At 66.9% G+C, this 17,197-nt stretch carries 15 protein-coding genes; 7 read left to right on the top strand and 8 right to left on the bottom strand.

Features of this window, described 5'->3' with window-relative positions:
• Positions 1-31: 31 nt before the first annotated feature.
• From GRB96_RS14620 to leuC, 7 genes are all read right to left on the bottom strand, one after another.
• Complete coding sequence (locus tag GRB96_RS14620) at positions 32-664, bottom strand: phosphoribosylanthranilate isomerase (protein WP_161432805.1); 633 nt, start codon at positions 662-664, stop codon at positions 32-34.
• Positions 661-1,581, bottom strand: coding sequence for a tRNA pseudouridine(38-40) synthase TruA (truA, locus tag GRB96_RS14615; RefSeq protein WP_161432804.1), 921 nt, complete (start codon positions 1,579-1,581; stop codon positions 661-663). The genes GRB96_RS14620 and truA overlap by 4 nt, the downstream gene beginning before the upstream one ends.
• Before the next feature lie 7 nt (positions 1,582-1,588).
• On the bottom strand, positions 1,589-4,030 hold the full coding sequence (locus GRB96_RS14610; protein WP_161432803.1) for a FimV/HubP family polar landmark protein: 2,442 nt from the start codon (positions 4,028-4,030) through the stop codon (positions 1,589-1,591).
• Between the two features lie 230 nt (positions 4,031-4,260).
• Positions 4,261-5,373 carry an aspartate-semialdehyde dehydrogenase gene (gene asd / locus GRB96_RS14605; RefSeq protein WP_161432802.1) on the bottom strand — a complete coding sequence of 371 codons (1,113 nt, stop codon included), beginning with the start codon at positions 5,371-5,373 and terminating at the stop codon, positions 4,261-4,263.
• A gap of 105 nt (positions 5,374-5,478) precedes the next feature.
• Entirely contained in the window at positions 5,479-6,558 is a 1,080-nt protein-coding gene (gene leuB, locus GRB96_RS14600) for a 3-isopropylmalate dehydrogenase (RefSeq protein WP_161432801.1), read from the bottom strand.
• Positions 6,559-6,732: 174 nt separating this feature from the next.
• Positions 6,733-7,386: a 3-isopropylmalate dehydratase small subunit gene (gene leuD / locus GRB96_RS14595; protein WP_161432800.1), complete on the bottom strand. Its 654-nt coding sequence runs from the start codon at positions 7,384-7,386 to the stop codon at positions 6,733-6,735.
• A 3-nt stretch (positions 7,387-7,389) separates the two neighbouring features.
• On the bottom strand, positions 7,390-8,841 hold the full coding sequence (gene leuC, locus GRB96_RS14590) for a 3-isopropylmalate dehydratase large subunit (RefSeq protein ID WP_161432799.1): 1,452 nt from the start codon (positions 8,839-8,841) through the stop codon (positions 7,390-7,392).
• A gap of 299 nt (positions 8,842-9,140) precedes the next feature.
• On the opposite strand from leuC, the gene GRB96_RS14585 reads away from it, so the two are divergent.
• The 4 genes from GRB96_RS14585 to GRB96_RS15855 all read left to right on the top strand — a co-directional run bounded on the left by GRB96_RS14585 (position 9,141) and on the right by GRB96_RS15855 (position 11,992).
• Positions 9,141-10,046 carry a LysR substrate-binding domain-containing protein gene (locus GRB96_RS14585; protein ID WP_161432798.1) on the top strand — a complete coding sequence of 302 codons (906 nt, stop codon included), beginning with the start codon at positions 9,141-9,143 and terminating at the stop codon, positions 10,044-10,046.
• 115 nt (positions 10,047-10,161) lie between these two features.
• Entirely contained in the window at positions 10,162-11,406 is a 1,245-nt protein-coding gene (locus GRB96_RS14580) for a hypothetical protein (protein ID WP_240894288.1), read from the top strand.
• Positions 11,407-11,472: 66 nt separating this feature from the next.
• Positions 11,473-11,667 (top strand): DUF2281 domain-containing protein, encoded by a 195-nt coding sequence (locus GRB96_RS14575; protein ID WP_161432797.1) that lies wholly within the window; start codon positions 11,473-11,475, stop codon positions 11,665-11,667.
• Positions 11,576-11,992, top strand: a complete 417-nt coding sequence (locus tag GRB96_RS15855) for a type II toxin-antitoxin system PemK/MazF family toxin (protein WP_420841759.1) — start codon at positions 11,576-11,578, stop codon at positions 11,990-11,992. Before GRB96_RS14575 ends, GRB96_RS15855 begins: the two co-directional genes overlap by 92 nt.
• Positions 11,993-12,021: 29 nt before the next feature.
• Here GRB96_RS15855 and GRB96_RS14565 read toward each other — a convergent pair whose 3' ends face one another.
• Positions 12,022-12,540 carry a zinc ribbon-containing protein gene (locus GRB96_RS14565; protein ID WP_161432795.1) on the bottom strand — a complete coding sequence of 173 codons (519 nt, stop codon included), beginning with the start codon at positions 12,538-12,540 and terminating at the stop codon, positions 12,022-12,024.
• Between the two features lie 211 nt (positions 12,541-12,751).
• Here GRB96_RS14565 and leuS point away from each other — a divergent pair, with 211 nt between their 5' ends.
• The 3 genes from leuS (at position 12,752) to holA (ending at position 17,067) form a co-directional block, all read left to right on the top strand.
• Positions 12,752-15,346: a leucine--tRNA ligase gene (gene leuS / locus GRB96_RS14560; RefSeq protein ID WP_161432794.1), complete on the top strand. Its 2,595-nt coding sequence runs from the start codon at positions 12,752-12,754 to the stop codon at positions 15,344-15,346.
• Between the two features lie 26 nt (positions 15,347-15,372).
• The gene (locus GRB96_RS14555; protein WP_161432793.1) at positions 15,373-15,852 is read left to right on the top strand and encodes an LPS-assembly lipoprotein LptE; all 480 of its coding nucleotides are present in this window, start codon (positions 15,373-15,375) and stop codon (positions 15,850-15,852) included.
• Between the two features lie 156 nt (positions 15,853-16,008).
• Positions 16,009-17,067, top strand: coding sequence for a DNA polymerase III subunit delta (gene holA, locus GRB96_RS14550; protein WP_161432792.1), 1,059 nt, complete (start codon positions 16,009-16,011; stop codon positions 17,065-17,067).
• Positions 17,068-17,197: the final 130 nt, after the last annotated feature.

Raw genomic sequence — 17,197 nt, 5'->3', positions numbered from 1 at the left:
TTGCTATATGCCGGAGTCGGCGCGCAAGCGCTCAGGGGCGGCGCCGGTCGCCGTCACGCACCGCCGCCATGAAGGCCGCCATGCGCGCGGCATCCTTGATGCCCGGCGCGGCCTCGATGCCACCCGAGACATCAAGCGCGAAGGGTGCGACCGACGCGATGGCCTCGGCCGCATTGGCCGCGCTCAACCCTCCGGCGAGAATAACAGGTTTTGCCAGGCTTGCGGGGATCCGCGACCAGTCGAAGGTCTCGCCGGTGCCCCCCGGCACGCCGGGGCGATAGGCATCGAGCAGCAGCCCCCGAGCCCCGGCGTACTCCTCTACGGCCGCCCCAGGATCGAGGTCGTCGCGCATGCGCAGCGCCTTGATCCAGGCACGCCCGAAGCGGGCACACTCGGCCGGCGTCTCGTTGCCGTGGAACTGCAGCAGGTCGAGATGGGGCACACAGCGGTCGATCCACGCGGGGTCGGCGTCGACGAACAGGCCCACCCGGGTGACGAAGGCCGGCACCCGGGCGGCGAGCTCCTCGAGCCGTTGCTCATCGATGGCACGCTTGCTGCCGGGCCAGAGCACGAAGCCCAGGGCGTCGACACCCGCGGCCACCGCGGCATCCACGTCCTCGGCACGGGTCAGGCCGCAGAACTTCACGCGAGTGCGTCCGCTCATGTGGCCTCCTGGCTGGCGGCCAGCGGTCGCCCGCGACGGAACTCGACCATGGGGCAGTCCGGCAAGGCTCGCTCGCCGGTCCACTCCCCCAGGAAGGCCAGCAGGTTGGGCCCCAGCGGCTCGCGAGGCAGCCCCCAATGCTCGTCGTAGAGGGAGTCGACGAAGTGCAGGCCGCAGGCCGGGGCGGTGACGTCGGCAAGCCGCCGGTTCTTCAGCGCCATCAGCTCGCTCAGGTAGTCGTCGCCACGCTCGCCACGCCCCACCGTGACCAGGGCGCCGACGATATTGCGGATCATGTGGTGCAGGAAGGCATTGCCCTGGACGTCGACCACCACCAGCGGGCCGTGACGATGCACCTCGATGAAGTGCAGGTGGCGCCAGGGAGTCTTCGACTGGCAGCCGGCGGCACGAAAGCTGGAGAAGTCATGCTCGCCCACCAGCGCCTGGGCGGCGCGGTGCATGGCATCGGCGTCCAGGGGGTCGCGGCACCAGGTCACGTTGGCGCGCTCCAGCACCGGTCGACTCGGCTGGTTGAGCAGCACGTAGCGATAGCGACGCGCCAGGGCCTTGAAACGCGAATGGAAGTCATCGGACACCTCGGTGACCCAGCGAACGGCGATGTCGCGCGGCAGGTTGGCATTGGTGCCGAACACCCAGGCCTTCTGGGAACGCGGCACCGGGGCATCGAAGTGGATGATCTGGCGCGTGGCATGGACACCGGAGTCGGTGCGGCCGCTGGCGTGAATGCGTATCGGGGTGCTGGCCACTTTGGCCAGGGCCTCCTCGAGAGAGGCCTGCACGGAAGGGGCATGCTTGAGGAACTGCCAGCCGCAGTAGCCGCTGCCGTCATACTCGACCCCCATGGCTAGGCGTCCGGTCATGGGGGTGCGTTCATCGAGGTGTTGAAAGAGGGTCATGCGTTGATCAGGCATCCAGTCGTCTGAGCAGCGCCAGGGCCTCGTCGCGAATCGCCGGGGCGTCGCTGCGACTCAACTCATCGAGCAGTTCTCGGGCCTGGCCGGCTTCGCCGGCCTCGACCAGGCGACGGGTCTCGGCCAGGCGCTCCGCGGCGCTGACGGAAAGCCGTTCATTATCCGCATGAAGGGGCGGGAAGGAAACCTCCTCGACCTCCCAGTCACTACCGAGCGGCCGCTCGGACGCCTTGCCGGCATCGCCACGCGACAAACTCTCTCCCTCGTCGAAGCCGGCCCCCTTCTCGGCCACGCCCAGGCCCCCGGGGGTAAAATCGACGCTTGGCTGCATGGGCGTCTCCTCCCGTGAAGGAGAAGAGGCATCGAGGCTGGGCGGACGATAGTCGATCACCTCACGGCCATCCTCGAGGCGCCGGGTGGCCACTTCGGGCAACGGCGAGGCCTCTTCCGGCTCCGCCTCGGGCTCCGCTGCTGGCTTGCGCTCGGGCTCCGGCAGCTCGGTAGAGAGGCCGTGACGTGCCATCAGCCCCTCGGCCTCCTCGATCACCGCCGGGTTGCCCCCCTCGCGCAGGTTGGCCAGCTCGCGCTCGGCGGCCTCGCGACTGCCCTGCTCCAGGTGGACCCCCAGCAGCTTGAGACGCAGGTCGTCCCGCTCGGGCTCCCGGGCCAGGTTCGCTTCAAGCAGTTCGCGTGCCTGGTCGTAGCGACCGTAGGCGATAAAGATATCGGCCTCGTTGATGGCCTCCGCCTGGGGCAGGCTGGCACGTACCGAAGTATCGTCAGGCGAGGCGTCGGCGGCAGACGGGCCGTCGTCAGGGGTCGTGGTGGGTGGGCGTACCGGCGAGGCTGCCCCCGGAATGGCGACGCGCACTCCACCACCCTCAGGCGAGGCGCCCTCCTCCCTGTCACGCCGCCGGCGCACCGCCAGCCAAAGCGCGAGCAGCGCGGCGAGGCCGGCTCCCCCCAGCATCAGGTTACGGTCCAGCTCCCCCGGATAGAGGCTGCCCCACCAGGGGGTCTCCTGATCCTCGCCGGCGGTGGCATCGAGTCCACCGCCGCCGGGAGCATCGACGCCGCTGCCGCCGGCCGTCAGGGCAGCCAGCTGGTCACGCAACGCCGCCAGCTCGTCACGCATGTCGCCAAGCTCCTGCTGCAGCTCGTCGCGCTCCTCCTGCACCGCCTCAAGCTGAGCCTGGCTCTGCTGCCAGCGGTTTTCCAGGCGCAGCAGGCGCTGGTCCTCGCTGAGTTCTCCCTCGCCGTAGAGCGCCTCGAGCAACTCGGGGTCGATCTCGACACGAGCCACCACCTCGCTGTCGCCCTCACCCTGGTCAGCCACATCGCCTTCTACGGGACTATCGCCATCGACACCCTCGGCATCGGCGGCCAGCACCTGCTCCGCCGCCAACTGGGCATCTGTCAGCAGCGTCAGGCGGGGTGCAGGAGCGGCTTCATCGGCTGCCTGGGGTTCGCCCTGGACAGCTTCATCACCCGTCGCCTCTTCGTCAGCGGCGTCCTCAGTGGACGCCACTGCCTCTGCCTCATCGGGGGAGGGAGCCTGGGCCTCCCGGGATGCCGGGGACGCCTCCGATGCGCTGGCCACCGCACTCGCCGGGGAAGCCTCCGAGCCACCCAACGGCACACGAGCCGGGGCACCACTGCCGCGATTGGCCCAGGCCTGGTTCATGGCGCTGACGACGCGGTCGGCATCCGCCTTCGAACGAGCAGCGATGTCGGCACGCTCGGGTACCTCCAACGTAATGCCGGCACGCATGTCATTGATATTCCCCGAGGGAAAGGCCTCGGGATTGGCCGCTACCAGCGCCACCATCATCTGGTTCATGCTGATGTCGCTATCCGGTCTCAGGCGGCCGGAAACCCTCCACAGGGTATCGCCGCTGCTTACCCAGGCGGGCCCCCGGTTCGTGGCGGCAGAACGGGGCGACGGCGCGGCGGCCACGGGCGACGGCTGAGCAACCGGCTGTGCCGGCGTGGGAGAAGTCACGTCGGCACGGCTACCGGTCACCAGTGCCGGCATCTCGTCATAGTTGGGGGGATCGAGAAGCAGTGTCACTTCGTGCACCTGCTGGCCAGAGGGCCAGTCGAAGTGCAGCAGCAGGTCGAGCCAGGGCTCGCGCACCGGTCGCACGGTGGTAAGGTCGACAAACAGCCGCCCCTGACGACGCTCCACTGCCACCCTCACGCTGGCGGCAAGCGGAGTGCGAGTCAGCCCCGTCGCGGCATAGGCACGCTCGCCGGCCACCGAGACATTGAGTAGATCGGGCTGGACACCAGCGGCATCGACCAAGGGAACCGAGGCGCGCAGCGGCGCATTGAGGGACGAACTGACCTCGACCTCTCCCAGCCCCAGGGCCAGCACCATGGGACTGGTAGCGGAGAGCAATAACAACATAGCGAGTGTCAGCTTGCGTTTCATGAAACTCCCTTGCAGGCGTCGGCGAGCCTGACGCGTCACGCCGGTAAAGAGAAGGCCTATTTAGCATAAATCTGCCACCTCTGCGCCCATGAACGTCATCTCGAGGCCACTGCCCTTCAACGTAAGCCATTGATGCTTGACGCGACACACGCATCGCTCACGAACAGACAACGGGGCGTCTCCCCAAGGAGACGCCCCGTTGTCGAACGGCCGCTGGCACAGCGGCGCGATTACTGTTGCTTGAGGATCGCAATCATGCGCTTGAGCGGCTCGGCGGCCCCCCAGAGGAGCTGGTCGCCGACGCTGAAGGCGGAGAGGTACTCGCCGCCCATGGCCAGCTTGCGCAGGCGGCCCACCGGGACGCCGAGGGTACCGGTCACGGCGGAGGGCGTCAGGTCGCGGATGGTCGCCTCCTTGTCGTTCGGCACCACCTTGACCCAATCGTTGTGCTTGGCCAGACGATCCTCGATCTCGTCCAGGGGCACATCCTTCTTGAGCTTGATGGTGAAGGCCTGGCTATGGGAGCGCATGGCACCGATCCGTACGCAGAGGCCATCGATGGGGATGGGGTTGTCCTGGAGACCGAGGATCTTGTTGGTCTCCACGGAGCCCTTCCACTCCTCGCGGCTCTGGCCGTTGTCGAGCTTGGTGTCGATCCACGGCAGCAGGCTACCTGCCAGCGGCGCGCCGAAGTTATCGGTGGGGAAGTCACCCGAACGCATCGCCGCGGTGACCTTGCGGTCGATATCGAGGATAGCGCTGGCCGGATCGGCCAGTTCGTCTGCCACGCTGTCACGCAGGCCACCCATCTGGTTGAGCAGCTCGCGCATGTGCTTGGCGCCGGATCCGGAGGCCGCCTGATAGGTCATGGAGGTCATCCACTCGATCAGGTCCGCCTCGAACAGTCCACCCAGGCCCATCAGCATCAGGCTGACGGTGCAGTTGCCGCCGACAAAGGTCCTGGCGCCACGGGCCAGCTGGGCATCGATCACATGGCGGTTGACCGGGTCGAGCACGATGGTGGCGTCGTCTTCCATGCGCAGGGTGCTGGCGGCATCGATCCAGTAGCCCTTCCAGCCTGCCTGGCGCAGGTCGGCGTAGACCTTCTTGGTATAGTCGCCGCCCTGGCAGGTGACGATCACGTCGAGCGCCTTTAGCGCGTCAAGGTCGAAGGCGTCCTTGAGTGCTGGCACGTCCACTCCCACATCCGGGCCGGCCTGACCGACCTGGGAGGTGGTGAAGAAGACCGGCTCGATGCCCTTGAAGTCTCCATCCTCCACCATGCGCTGCATGAGTACCGAGCCCACCATGCCGCGCCAACCGACGAAACCGACTTTCAACATGTGAAGTCCTCCAGAAATCGAATGTGGGTCACATTATACAGAAACCGGGCCCGCCTCGCAGGCGGGCCCGGAAACCGCTTTCCCATCAGCCAGTTGAGGGCGCCGTCAGAGCGCCTCGAAGGCCGCCAGCACCGCATCTCCCATCTCGCTGGTGGAGACGGTGCGCGTGCCCTCGGAGGCAATATCGGCGGTTCTCAGGCCGTCGTCCAGCACCTTGCCCACGGCCGCCTCGATGCGCTCCGCCAGCGCCGGCTCGTCCAGGGAGTAGCGCAGCATCATCGCCACCGAGAGGATGGTGGCCAGCGGGTTGGCGATGCCCTGGCCGGCGATATCCGGGGCGCTGCCGTGGCAGGGCTCGTACATGCCCTGCCCGCTCTCGTTGAGCGAGGCGGAGGGCAGCATGCCGATGGAGCCAGTGAGCATGGCGGCAGCGTCGGAGAGGATGTCACCGAACATGTTGCCGGTGACCACCACGTCGAACTGCTTGGGGGCGCGTACCAGCTGCATGGCAGCGTTGTCGACGTACATATGGGAGAGCTCGACGTCGGGGTACTCCGGCGCCAGCCGCTCCATCACCTCGCGCCAGAGGATGGTGACCTCGAGGACGTTGGCCTTGTCCACGCTGCAGAGCTTCTTGTTGCGCTTCCGGGCCATCTCGAAGGCGACTCGACCGATGCGTTCGATCTCGCTTTCGGAGTAGACGTAGGTGTTGAAGCCGACGCGCTCGCCGTCACGCTCCTCGATGCCGCGGGGCTGGCCGAAGTAGATACCGCCGGTGAGCTCGCGCACGATCATGATATCGAGGCCGGCGACCAGCTCACGCTTGAGGCTGGAGGCCTCGGCCAGTTGCGGGTAGGTGATGGCCGGGCGCAGATTGCCGAACAGGCCCAACTGCTTGCGCACGCCAAGCAGCCCCTTCTCCGGCCGCTTGGCGAGATCCTCGATCCTGTCCCACTTGGGGCCACCCACGGCACCCAACAGGATGGCACGGGCGGCCTTGGCCTTCTCGAGGGTCTCGGCGGGCAGCGGCTCACCGTGCACGTCGTAGGCGGCGCCACCCAGCAGCCCCTCCTCGACCTCAACATCCAGGCCACGGGCCTGGCAGGCGGCCAGGATGCGGCTGGCCTGGGCGGTGATCTCGGGACCGATGCCGTCGCCCGGCAGTACCAGAATCTTCTGTGTCATCTTTGCTTCCTTGAATTGCCGCCCCACCAGTCGGGGCTTTCCCGGCGACAAGCCTTCGAGGAGGCGCTGTGAATACCTCCCTGTACGCTACCGACGCCATCCCTGGCGTAGGACCTCCTCTTCGGCTTGTCCCCGGCGCCCCTCGCCATGGCAAGGACAGCCAGATCTATGTGGTCAGGCCTGGGCGCTGTCGCGGAACAGCCAGGGCCTAGCGGCGCGATGCTTCGCCTCGAAGGTACGGATGGCGTCCTCGTCCTGCAGGGTGATGCCGATGTCGTCGAGTCCCTCGAGCAGACAGTGCTTGCGGAACGGGTCCACCTCGAACTCGATGACCTCGCCGGAGGGCGTGGTGATGCGCTGATTCTCGAGGTCCACGTCCAGGGCGTAGCCCTCGTTGGCCGCGACTTCCTGGAACAGGCGCTCTACCGTCTCCTCGGGCAGGGTCACCAGCAGCAGACCGTTCTTGAAGGCGTTGTTGTAGAAGATGTCGGCGAAGCTCGGCGCGATCACCACCCGGAAGCCGAAGTCCTCCAGCGCCCAGGGGGCGTGCTCACGGGAGCTGCCGCAGCCAAAGTTGCGCCGTGCCAGCAGCACGCTGGCACCCTGGTAGCGCGGCTGGTTGAGCACGAATTCGGGGTTGATCGGCCGCTGAGAGCAGTCCTGACCCGGGTAGCCCTCGTCCAGATAGCGCAGTTCATCGAACAGGTTGACGCCGAAGCCGGTGCGCTTGATCGACTTGAGGAACTGCTTGGGAATGATCAGGTCGGTGTCGACATTGGCCCGGTCGAGAGGGGCGACGAGACCTTCGCTACGTTCGAACTTCTTCATGATTCAGGCCTCCTGCGCCTGGGCGTCGTCGTTGGCGGCAAGCTGCCTCACATCCACGAAATGACCGGCGATAGCGGCGGCGGCAGCCATGGCCGGGCTGACCAGGTGGGTGCGACCGCCATAGCCCTGGCGCCCCTCGAAGTTGCGGTTGGAGGTGGAGGCGCAATGCTCGCCGGCCCCCAGTTTGTCGGCATTCATGGCCAGGCACATGGAGCAGCCCGGCTCGCGCCACTCGAAGCCCGCCTCGATAAACACCTTGTCGAGCCCCTCGGCCTCGGCCTGGCGCTTCACCAGGCCGGAGCCCGGCACTACCATGGCCAGCTTGATGGAGTCGGCGACCTTCTTGCCGCGTGCTACCTTGGCCGCCTCGCGCAGATCCTCGATGCGCGAGTTGGTGCAGGAGCCGATGAACACCTTGTCGAGGCGGATGTCGGTGATCTTCTGACGAGGCGTGAGCCCCATGTACTGGAGCGCACGGGTATAGCCGTTGCGCACGGTGTCGTCATCCTGCTCGGCGGGATCGGGGACCTCACCGGAAACGCCGGTCACCATCTCGGGGCTGGTGCCCCAGCTGACCTGCGGCTCGATCTCGGCGGCATCCAGCACCACCACCTTGTCGAACTCGGCGTCCGCATCCGAGACCAGGCCGCGCCAGTCGGCCACGGCTGCCTCCCACTGCTCGCCCCTGGGAGCGTAGTGGCGGTCGCGCAGGTAGTCGATGGTGGTGTCATCCACGGCGATCAGGCCGACCCGGGCACCGGCCTCGATGGCCATGTTGCACACCGTCATGCGGCCCTCCATGGAGAGGCCCTGGATGGCGCTGCCGGCGAACTCGATGGCGTAGCCGGTGCCACCGGCGGTGCCGATGCGGCCGATGATGGCCAGCACCACATCCTTGGCGGTGACGCCGGTGCCGAGCTGGCCCTCGACGCGCACCTGCATGTTCTTCATCTTCTGGGCCAGCAGGCACTGGGTCGCCAGCACGTGCTCCACCTCGGAGGTGCCGATACCATGGGCCAGGGCGCCGAAGGCGCCATGGGTGGCGGTATGGGAGTCACCGCAGACCACGGTCATGCCCGGCAGGGTGGCGCCCTGCTCAGGGCCCACCACGTGGACGATGCCCTGGCGCGGGTCGTTGATCTTGAACTCCTCGATGCCGAACTCGCCGCAGTTGTCGTCCAGGGTCTGCACCTGGATCAGCGACACCGGGTCCTTGATGCCGGCATTGCCCTCGGCACGCTCCTTGAGGGTGGTGGGCACGTTATGGTCCGGCGTAGCCAGGTTGGCATCGATGCGCCACGGCTTGCGACCCGCCAGACGCAGCCCCTCGAAGGCCTGGGGCGAGGTCACCTCGTGGAGCAGCTGGCGGTCGATGTAGATCAGCGCGGTGCCGTCATCGCGCTCCTTGACGAGATGCTGCGACCACAGCTTGTCGTAGAGTGTCTGGCCTGCCATATCGTTCTCCCGGGCCTCTGGGCCCTGCTGTCATGTCCGGTCTTGGAGTTGCGCCACCGGCGCGGCTTTCCCGGCGGCAGACCTCCAAGGAGGCGCTGTGAATACATCCCTGTACGCTACCGATGCCATCCCTGGCATAGGACCTCCTTTGCGGTCTGCCCCCGGCGCCGCTGCTGCGTAAAGCACCGTGCGGGGCTCGGCGTTGGCGCTATGGCAGCAGTTTCCCGCCCCTCGTCCATAAAATCAATTCATGTTATTTATGTAATGCATTCCCATATGGAATCCATTACGGAGGCGCCGTGGATACCCAGAGCCTGCAGGCCTTCCTCGCCGTGGCAGAGTGCAGCAGCTTCTCGCGTGCCGCCGAGCAGCTGCATCTGACCCAGCCAGCGGTGAGCAAGCGCATCGCCGTGCTCGAGGGCCAGGTCGACGCCCGATTGTTCGACCGCATAGGCCGGCGCGTCACCCTCACCGAGGCCGGACGCGTGCTGCTGCCCCGTGCCCGCGAGATCCTGATGATGGTGAATGACAGCCGCCGGGCGCTGGGCAACCTCGAAGGCAGCGTGGCGGGCAGCCTGACCCTGGCCACAAGCCATCATATCGGCCTGCACCGACTGCCTCCGCTGCTCAAGGCCTACACCCGAGCCCATCCCGACGTGCGCCTCGACCTGCACTTCCTCGACTCCGAGGAAGCCTACCAGGGGGTGCTGGATGGCTCGCTGGAGATCGCCGTGGTGACCCTGGCGCCACATCCGCACGCCCAGCTGGAGGTGGTGCCGGTGTGGATCGACCGCCTGTGCTTCGTGTGTGCCCACGACCACCCGCTGGCACGCCGGATGCGGCTGGGACTCGATGAGCTGTGCGACTTCGATGCCGTGCTCCCCGGCCCCATGACCTTCACCCGCGGCCTGATCGAGGCGCGATTCCAAGCCGCCGGCCTGCACCTGCCGGTGGCGCTCTCCACTAACTACCTGGAGACCCTGAAGATGATGACCGCCATCGGCCTCGGCTGGAGCCTGCTGCCCGAGCGGCTGGTGGCGGACGAGCTGCATGAACTCGAGGTCGAGCAGCCGCCGATCTACCGGCCGCTGGGCTATCTGGTGCACCGCAACAGGACGCTCTCCAACGCGACCCGGGCCATGCTCGAGCAGCTCGAGGCGGCGCGCGAGCCCGCGGCGAAGGCAGCGCCGGGGGAAGTTGGTTAGACTGCTTATTTCCCCATCAGGAGGTCACCCCTTGCCCGCCCCGGACGCCACACCGACACCCCTGCGCCATGCCTTCGCCGGAGGCCTGATACTGGCCGGCCTGGTCCTGCAGGTCATGCGCCTGGCCGGGCTGCCCGTGGCGCTGCCGGTGGTCAGCGTCGCCTTCTGGCTGGCGGTGGGCCTGTTGTGGCCCGACTTGAAGCGCGGCAATCGTCGCCAGGCGACCATCCTGGCGGGACTGGGGGTAACGCTGCTGCTTGCCGCGGCACTGTTCCACGACGCCGAGATCGCCTGGATACATCTGCTGGATGGCAACAGCTACGTGGTCGCCATGCTGGTCGGGGTAAGCTTCATCGGCCTGATCGGCACCCGCCAGGGGCATGCACCGCCCCCGGGCAGCGCATTGACCGGCCGACGCGGTACTGCCAGCACCTGGCTCGGGGTCCACCTGCTCGGCGCGATCCTCAACCTCTCCACGGTGTTCATGGTCGGCGACCGCCTGCGTCGCCATGGCGAGATGAGCCTGCCGCAGCTGCTGGCCCTCAATCGCGGCCTCTCCAGCGCCGCATTGTGGTCGCCCTTCTTCGCCTCCATGGGTGTGGTGATGACCCTGGCGCCGCAGATGAACTATGCCACCATCCTCGCCTTCGGCCTGCCCCTCGGGCTGGCCGCCGGCACCCTGTCGCTGCTCGATCTGTCACGACGCTTCGATCTGGACACGGTGGCAGGCTACTCGCTGTCGCCAAGGAGCCTGCTGATGCCGGTGGCCATGGCGAGCCTGGTGATGCTGTTCCACTACGGACTGACCCCGTGGCTCTCCATCGTCAGCATCATCACCTTCCTGCTGCCCGGCGTGGCGCTGGCCAGCAACCTGCCCCGTGGCCCACGCTGGACCCTGCAGCGGGTGCGTGGCCATGCCCTGGAGCGGCTACCGGCGATGCGCGGCGAGATCTCGCTGTTCCTCTGCGCCGGGTTGCTCACCCAGGGGCTATCGGCCTACATCACCGCCGCCACGGGCAGCGAATGGCAACTGTTCGAGCACTTCGCCGCCCCCCAGGCCGTCGCCAGCTTCCTGGCCATCGTGGCCAGCGCCGTCGTCGGGTTGCATCCGATCATCGGCGTCTCGGTACTGGCCTCGATGCTGGAGCTTTCGGGCGACCGCCAGACACTGTTCGCCTTCATCGCTCTGGCCGCCTGGGCGGTAGGCACCTCAGTGGGGCCGCTCTCCGGCATCAACCTTTCCCTGCAGGGCCGCTACGGCGTCAGCGGCACACGCATGATGCGCCACAACCTGGGCTACGCCGCCGCCCTCTCCGCGCTGGTAGTGGCAGGAATAGTGCTGATGGATGCGTGGCTCTAGGAAAGTGGCCCGCACACCAGGTGATATACTAAAAAAGTATCTGCGACGCCTGGGGAGAGATACCAAATGGATACTGCCGAGAAGATCATCGAAGAGCTACGACTCCTTCCTCAAGACCGCCAGCAGGAGGTCCTCGACTTCGCGCACTTCCTGCGCGAGCGTCTGGAGAATGAGCAGCAGAAGAACTTCATGGCGGCTCAGCAGACCAGCCTCGCGAACGACTGGGACAGCACCGAAGACGAGGTATGGAATGACGCTTGAGCCGGGCGATATCGTCCTGATCCCGTTTCCCTACACGGACCTTACCAGTCATAAACGACGGCCCGTGGTGCTGTTAGGCGCGCCGGACGAGAGAGGCGACTTCCCATGCCTTGCCATCACTTCCCGCCAGCAGCATACCCAAGCCGTCGCTCTCGACCCGTCACACATGCAGCAAGGTCAACTGCCAAAACCGAGCTGGGTTCGCACTGGCAAGGTCTACACGCTGAACGAATCACTTGTCGCCAAGCACTTCGGCCGCCTAACCCAGACGGCCCTGCGACAGGTACATAGCGACTTTTGCATGAGGATGGACTGCCGACGCTGACAGCCCATCCCCTTGGGACCACCGCGGCGTTAGCGGGACACCCGCCGGAAGTAGCGATGTCCGCACTGGTGGCAGGGTTCGATGCGGGTCATCTCGGGCAGTTCCACCTCGGCATCACAGTGCACGCAGGCCAGTCGGCCGGGCACCGCCATCTCGCCCTCACAGTAGTCGGCGCGTGCGGCCTCGAGATCTTCCTCGAAGCGCTCCCGCTCCACCACGCTGCGGTCGGCGATGGAGAGCAGCGACTCGCTGACCTTGCGCGACAGCGCCGAAAGATCGATGCCCAGCCAGGCGGCCACGCCCTCACCACCGGCGCTCAGGTAACGCCGCATGTCCTTGAGGTCACGCTCCACCCAGGCGCGCAGCAGGGCAAGCTCATCCCTGGTGAACTCCTCGAGCTCGGACTCGAACTCCACGGCGTCGTCCAGCTCCTTCTGCAGGTTCTCCCAGGTCAGCTCATGGGCACCCTCGCGAAGGCGGTCCAGCATGCGCTCATAGCCGTCCCGCAGGCGATGCTCCTGGGGATCCTTGGGGTCTGTCTCACTCATGTTGCTCTCCTCGTGTGCGGATAGGGCGCATCTGCCGGCCATAGCCGGGCAAGGCCGTGCTGGGGTATCCTCTGCCTACCATTTAGACGACTTCCCGCCGTCAGTTCAACGCCTTGTCGCCAGCATGCACAGGGAACATGACGCCGGACAAGCCATTCGAGCGTGCGCCTCCGGCGCGCCGAACCGACAGCCAAGGTACCCGTTGACAGCGATGGACGCACAGTACAAGCCCCAAGAGATCGAACGCGACGCCCAGCAGTTCTGGGACAAGAACCAGTGCTTCAAGGCGGTGGAGGATGCCAGCCGCGAGAAGTTCTACTGCCTGTCGATGTTCCCCTACCCCAGCGGCAAGCTGCACATGGGGCATGTGCGCAACTACACCATCGGTGACGTGGTCTCCCGCTACCAGCGCATGCAGGGCAGGAACGTGCTGCAGCCCATGGGCTGGGACGCCTTCGGCATGCCGGCGGAGAATGCGGCGATCCAGAACCAGGTACCGCCCGCCGAATGGACCTACGCCAACATCGACTACATGCGCAACCAGCTCAAGGCACTGGGCTTTGCCTATGACTGGAGCCGCGAATTCGCCACTTGCGACCTGGACTACTATCGCTGGGAGCAGTGGTTCTTCGCCAAGCTGGTGGAGAAGGGGCTGGTCTACAAGAAGATGTCCACGGTCAACTGGGACCCCGTGGACCAGACCGTGTTGGCCAACGAGCAGGTGATCGACGGGCGCGGCTGGCGCTCCGGCGCCCTGGTGGAGCGCAAGGAGATCCCGCTGTGGTTCCTGCGCATCACCGACTACGCCGAGGAGCTGCTCGCCGATCTCGACCGCATCGAGTGGCCCGAGCAGGTCAAGACCATGCAGCGCAACTGGATCGGCAAGTCCCGCGGCGTGGAACTCAGCTTTGATATCAAGGCCGCTGACGGGAGTGCCTGCGAGCCCCTCTCGGTCTACACCACCCGCCCCGACACCCTGATGGGGGTCACCTATGTAGCCGTGGCCGCGGACCACCCGCTGGCGAAACAGGCCGCGGAGAGCAACTCGGCGCTTTCTGCCTTCCGCGAGGAGTGCGCCCAGGGCGGCACCTCCGAGGCCGAACTGGCCACCCGCGAGAAGAAGGGCATGCCCACCGGTCATGTGGCGGTGCACCCGCTCAGTGGCCGCGAGGTGCCGGTGTATGTGGCCAACTTCGTGCTGATGGAGTTCGGTACCGGTGCGGTGATGGCGGTGCCCGCCCACGACCAGCGCGACTGGGAGTTCGCCACCAGGTACGGCATCCCCATCGAACCGGTGATCGCCGATGGCAACGGCCAGGTCCCGGATCTCTCCGCGGGCGCCCATGACGAGCACGGCAACCTGATCAACTCCGGCGAGTTCGACGGCCTGGACTTCGAGGCGGCCTTCGATGCCATCGCCACCCGGCTCGCCGAGCTCGGCCGCGGCGAGGTCAAGACCAACTACCGCCTGCGCGACTGGGGCGTGGCTCGCCAGCGCTACTGGGGAGCCCCGATCCCGGTGAAGTATGGCCCCGAGGGGCAGACCGCACCGCTCTCCGATGAGGAACTGCCAGTGGCCCTGCCCATGGAGGTCACCGTGGATGCCACCGGCTCGCCGCTCAAGCGCATGCCGGAGTTCTCCGAACTGGGCGACGGCTGGGTGCGCGAGACCGACACCTTCGACACCTTCATGGAGTCGTCCTGGTACTTCGCCCGCTTCTGCTGCGCCGACAACCAGGAGGCGATGCTCGACGAGCGCGCCGACTACTGGCTGCCGGTGGACCTCTATATCGGCGGCATCGAGCACGCCATCCTGCACTTGCTCTACGCACGCTTCTTCACCAAGCTGATGCGCGACCTGGGCCTGGTCAACGTCGATGAGCCCTTCCAGCGCCTGCTTACCCAAGGCATGGTGATCGCCGAGACCTTCTACCGGGAGGCGCCCAACGGCGCCAAGCAGTGGTTCAACCCCGCCGACGTCGAGGTCAAGCGCGACGACAAGGGGCGGCCGGTGAGCGCCGTGCTCATCGAGGATGGCCAGCCGGTGGAGATGGGCGGCATCGAGAAGATGTCCAAGTCGAAGAACAACGGCGTCGACCCGCAGTCGATGATCGACCGCTTCGGCGCCGACACCGTGCGCCTGTTCATGATGTTCGCCGCCCCGCCGGAGCAGTCACTGGAGTGGTCCGACGCCGGCGTCGAGGGCGCTCACCGCTTCCTCAAGCGCCTGTGGCGCCTGGTAAACGAGCACCTCGAGGCGGGCGAGCCCGGCCGGCTCGAGGTCGATGCCCTCGACGACGCCCAGCGCGAACTGCGCCGCAAGACCCACGAGACCATCAAGAAGGCCGGCGACGACATCGGCCGGCGCACCACCTTCAATACCGCCATCGCCGCGGTGATGGAGCTGACCAACGCCATCGGGCAATTCCACAAGCAGAGCGCCACTCCCTCTCCCCTGGACCTCGCCGTGGCACGCGAGGCGGTGGAGGCCTGCGTACTGCTGCTCGCCCCCATCACACCGCATGCCTGCCATGCGCTGTGGTCGGCGCTGGGGCACGCGGAACCGGCGATCGACGCCAGCTGGCCGGAGGTCGACGAGAGTGCCCTGACCCGCGACACCATCGAGCTGGTGGTACAAGTCAACGGCAAGCTGCGGGCACGCATCGAGGTACCTGCCGATGCCGACAAGGCTGCGGCCGAGGCCGAGGCCTTCGCCGCCGAGAACGTCCAGCGCCACACCGAGGGCAAGGCGGTGCGCAAGGTGATCGTGGTGCCGGGCAAGCTGGTCAATATCGTGGTGGGCTGACCCCGCCACGACACAGGGAGCGACCCATGCAGCGACGCACCTTCCTTACCCTGGGCCTCGTCGGCGGTGCCGGCCTGGCCCTCGCCGGCTGCGGCTTTCGCCTGCGCGGCCTCGATACCCCCTCGGCACCGCTGAGCGAGCTCGCCCTGGTGGGGCCCGACAGCGACCTGGCGCGGCTCGCCGAACGGCGCCTGACGGCTGCCGGAACCCGGGTGCATGACGGCGCCGGGCTGATTCTCAATCTGGGCCAACCCGAGTTCCGCCAGCGCCGCCTGAGCGTGCTGGACTCCGGCCCCCGCGACGAGGAGATGCACCTCGCCGCCCCCTTCTCGGTGCAGCGCGCCGATGGTGCCTATCTGCTCGACCAGCAGCGCCTCGAGGTCAGCCGCGGCTACAGCGTGGATGATGGCGACCTGCTGGGCCGCGAGCAGCGCCGCGACGAGGCTCGGGAGGCGCTGCTCGAGGAAGCCGTGCGCCAGCTGATCGAGCAGCTGCGCTCACTATAGATTCCAAAGCTTGAGATACCGGGAGAGGGGCGCCGGGGACAGGTCGGAGAGGAGGTCCTATGCCAGGGATGGCATCGGTAGCGCCCAGGGAGGGGTTCACAGCGCCTCCTCGCAGACCTGTCCCCGGATCAGCCCCGTTGGCAAAGGATACACTCGTTGAAAGTCTTCCCAGATAAACTGGCCGATGCCCTGGCGAAGAAGCTGCCACCGGTGGTGATCGTCGCCGGCGAAGAACCGTTGCAGCATATGGAAGCCTGCGACGCCGTGCGCGCCGCTGCCCGCGAGCGCGGCATCGAGGAGCGCGAGATCCTGCACGTGGAGGGCAATTTCGCCTGGGGGCGCCTGCACGAGGCGTCGGCCAGCCTGTCGCTGTTCACCAGTGCCAAGCTGATCGAGCTGCGCCTGTCCGGCAGCAACCTGGGCCAGGAGGGCGCCAAGGCCCTCAGGGCCTACGCCGAGGAGATGAAGGGCAGCGACAACGTACTGCTTTTGGCCATGGGCAAGCTCGACTTCCGCCAGCAGAAGAGCGCCTGGTTCCAGGCCCTCGACAAGGCGGGACTCTTCGTGCAGGTGTGGCCGGTGGACGTCTCGCGGCTGGGGTTCTGGCTGCGCGACCGCGCCACTCGCCACGGCCTCAACCTCGACCTGGACGCCGCACGCCTGCTGGGTGAACGCACCGAAGGCAACCTGCTGGCCGCCGACCAGGAGCTGCAGAAGCTTGCCCTGCTGCTACCCCAGGGCAGCCGGGTCGGGCCGCGGGATGTCGCCGGCGGCGTGGAGGACAGCGCCCGCTTCGACGTCTTCACCCTGGTGGATGCCTGCCTCAAGGGCGAACGCTCTCGGGTCGCTCGCATCATGGCCGGCCTCGCCGGCGAAGGCGTGGAGCCCCCCATCGTGCTGTGGGCCCTGACTCGGGAGCTGCGCACCCTGCTCTCGCTGCATCAGCATCTCGACCAGGGCCAGAGCTTCGACCACGCCTGCAAGGCCCAGAAACCCAGCATCTTCGAGAAACGCCGCCCCGCCTACCAGCAGGCCCTCGGTCGCCTACCGGTGAAGCGCCTGCACAAGCTGCTGCTGTTCGCCCAGCGCCTGGACCTCTCCATCAAGGGTGCCGCCGCCCTGCCGCTACAGGACGGCCTCCACGACCTGGCGCTGACCCTCGCCGGCGGCCGCGGCCTGCTCGCCGAACTGCCCTCCTCCTACCGAATCGGCTGAGTTCCCATTCGTTGACGGGCAAGGGTATGAAATCGAACGCCATTTCGTCCTATACTGGGCAAGCATCATCGTGACGCCACACACTCGCCGGACGCGACGCGTGGATCATCCTGGAGCCGGAAGCCCACTC

Origin of the sequence: Halomonas alimentaria, assembly GCF_009902005.1 — a bacterium.
Lineage (GTDB): Bacteria > Pseudomonadota > Gammaproteobacteria > Pseudomonadales > Halomonadaceae > Halomonas > Halomonas alimentaria.
This window is presented reverse-complemented; position numbering and strand designations above follow the sequence as displayed.

What these genes read in the sequence shown, in the direction of transcription:
- GRB96_RS14620 (WP_161432805.1), bottom strand. Translation starts at nt 664, where the DNA reads ATGAGCGGACGCACTCGCGTGAAGTTCTGCGGCCTGACCCGTGCCGAG.
- truA (WP_161432804.1), bottom strand. Translation starts at nt 1,581, where the DNA reads ATGACCCTCTTTCAACACCTCGATGAACGCACCCCCATGACCGGACGC.
- GRB96_RS14610 (WP_161432803.1), bottom strand. Translation starts at nt 4,030, where the DNA reads ATGAAACGCAAGCTGACACTCGCTATGTTGTTATTGCTCTCCGCTACC.
- asd (WP_161432802.1), bottom strand. Translation starts at nt 5,373, where the DNA reads ATGTTGAAAGTCGGTTTCGTCGGTTGGCGCGGCATGGTGGGCTCGGTA.
- leuB (WP_161432801.1), bottom strand. Translation starts at nt 6,558, where the DNA reads ATGACACAGAAGATTCTGGTACTGCCGGGCGACGGCATCGGTCCCGAG.
- leuD (WP_161432800.1), bottom strand. Translation starts at nt 7,386, where the DNA reads ATGAAGAAGTTCGAACGTAGCGAAGGTCTCGTCGCCCCTCTCGACCGG.
- leuC (WP_161432799.1), bottom strand. Translation starts at nt 8,841, where the DNA reads ATGGCAGGCCAGACACTCTACGACAAGCTGTGGTCGCAGCATCTCGTC.
- GRB96_RS14580 (WP_240894288.1), top strand. Translation starts at nt 10,162, where the DNA reads ATGCGCCTGGCCGGGCTGCCCGTGGCGCTGCCGGTGGTCAGCGTCGCC.
- GRB96_RS14575 (WP_161432797.1), top strand. Translation starts at nt 11,473, where the DNA reads ATGGATACTGCCGAGAAGATCATCGAAGAGCTACGACTCCTTCCTCAA.
- GRB96_RS15855 (WP_420841759.1), top strand. Translation starts at nt 11,576, where the DNA reads ATGAGCAGCAGAAGAACTTCATGGCGGCTCAGCAGACCAGCCTCGCGA.
- GRB96_RS14565 (WP_161432795.1), bottom strand. Translation starts at nt 12,540, where the DNA reads ATGAGTGAGACAGACCCCAAGGATCCCCAGGAGCATCGCCTGCGGGAC.
- leuS (WP_161432794.1), top strand. Translation starts at nt 12,752, where the DNA reads ATGGACGCACAGTACAAGCCCCAAGAGATCGAACGCGACGCCCAGCAG.
- GRB96_RS14555 (WP_161432793.1), top strand. Translation starts at nt 15,373, where the DNA reads ATGCAGCGACGCACCTTCCTTACCCTGGGCCTCGTCGGCGGTGCCGGC.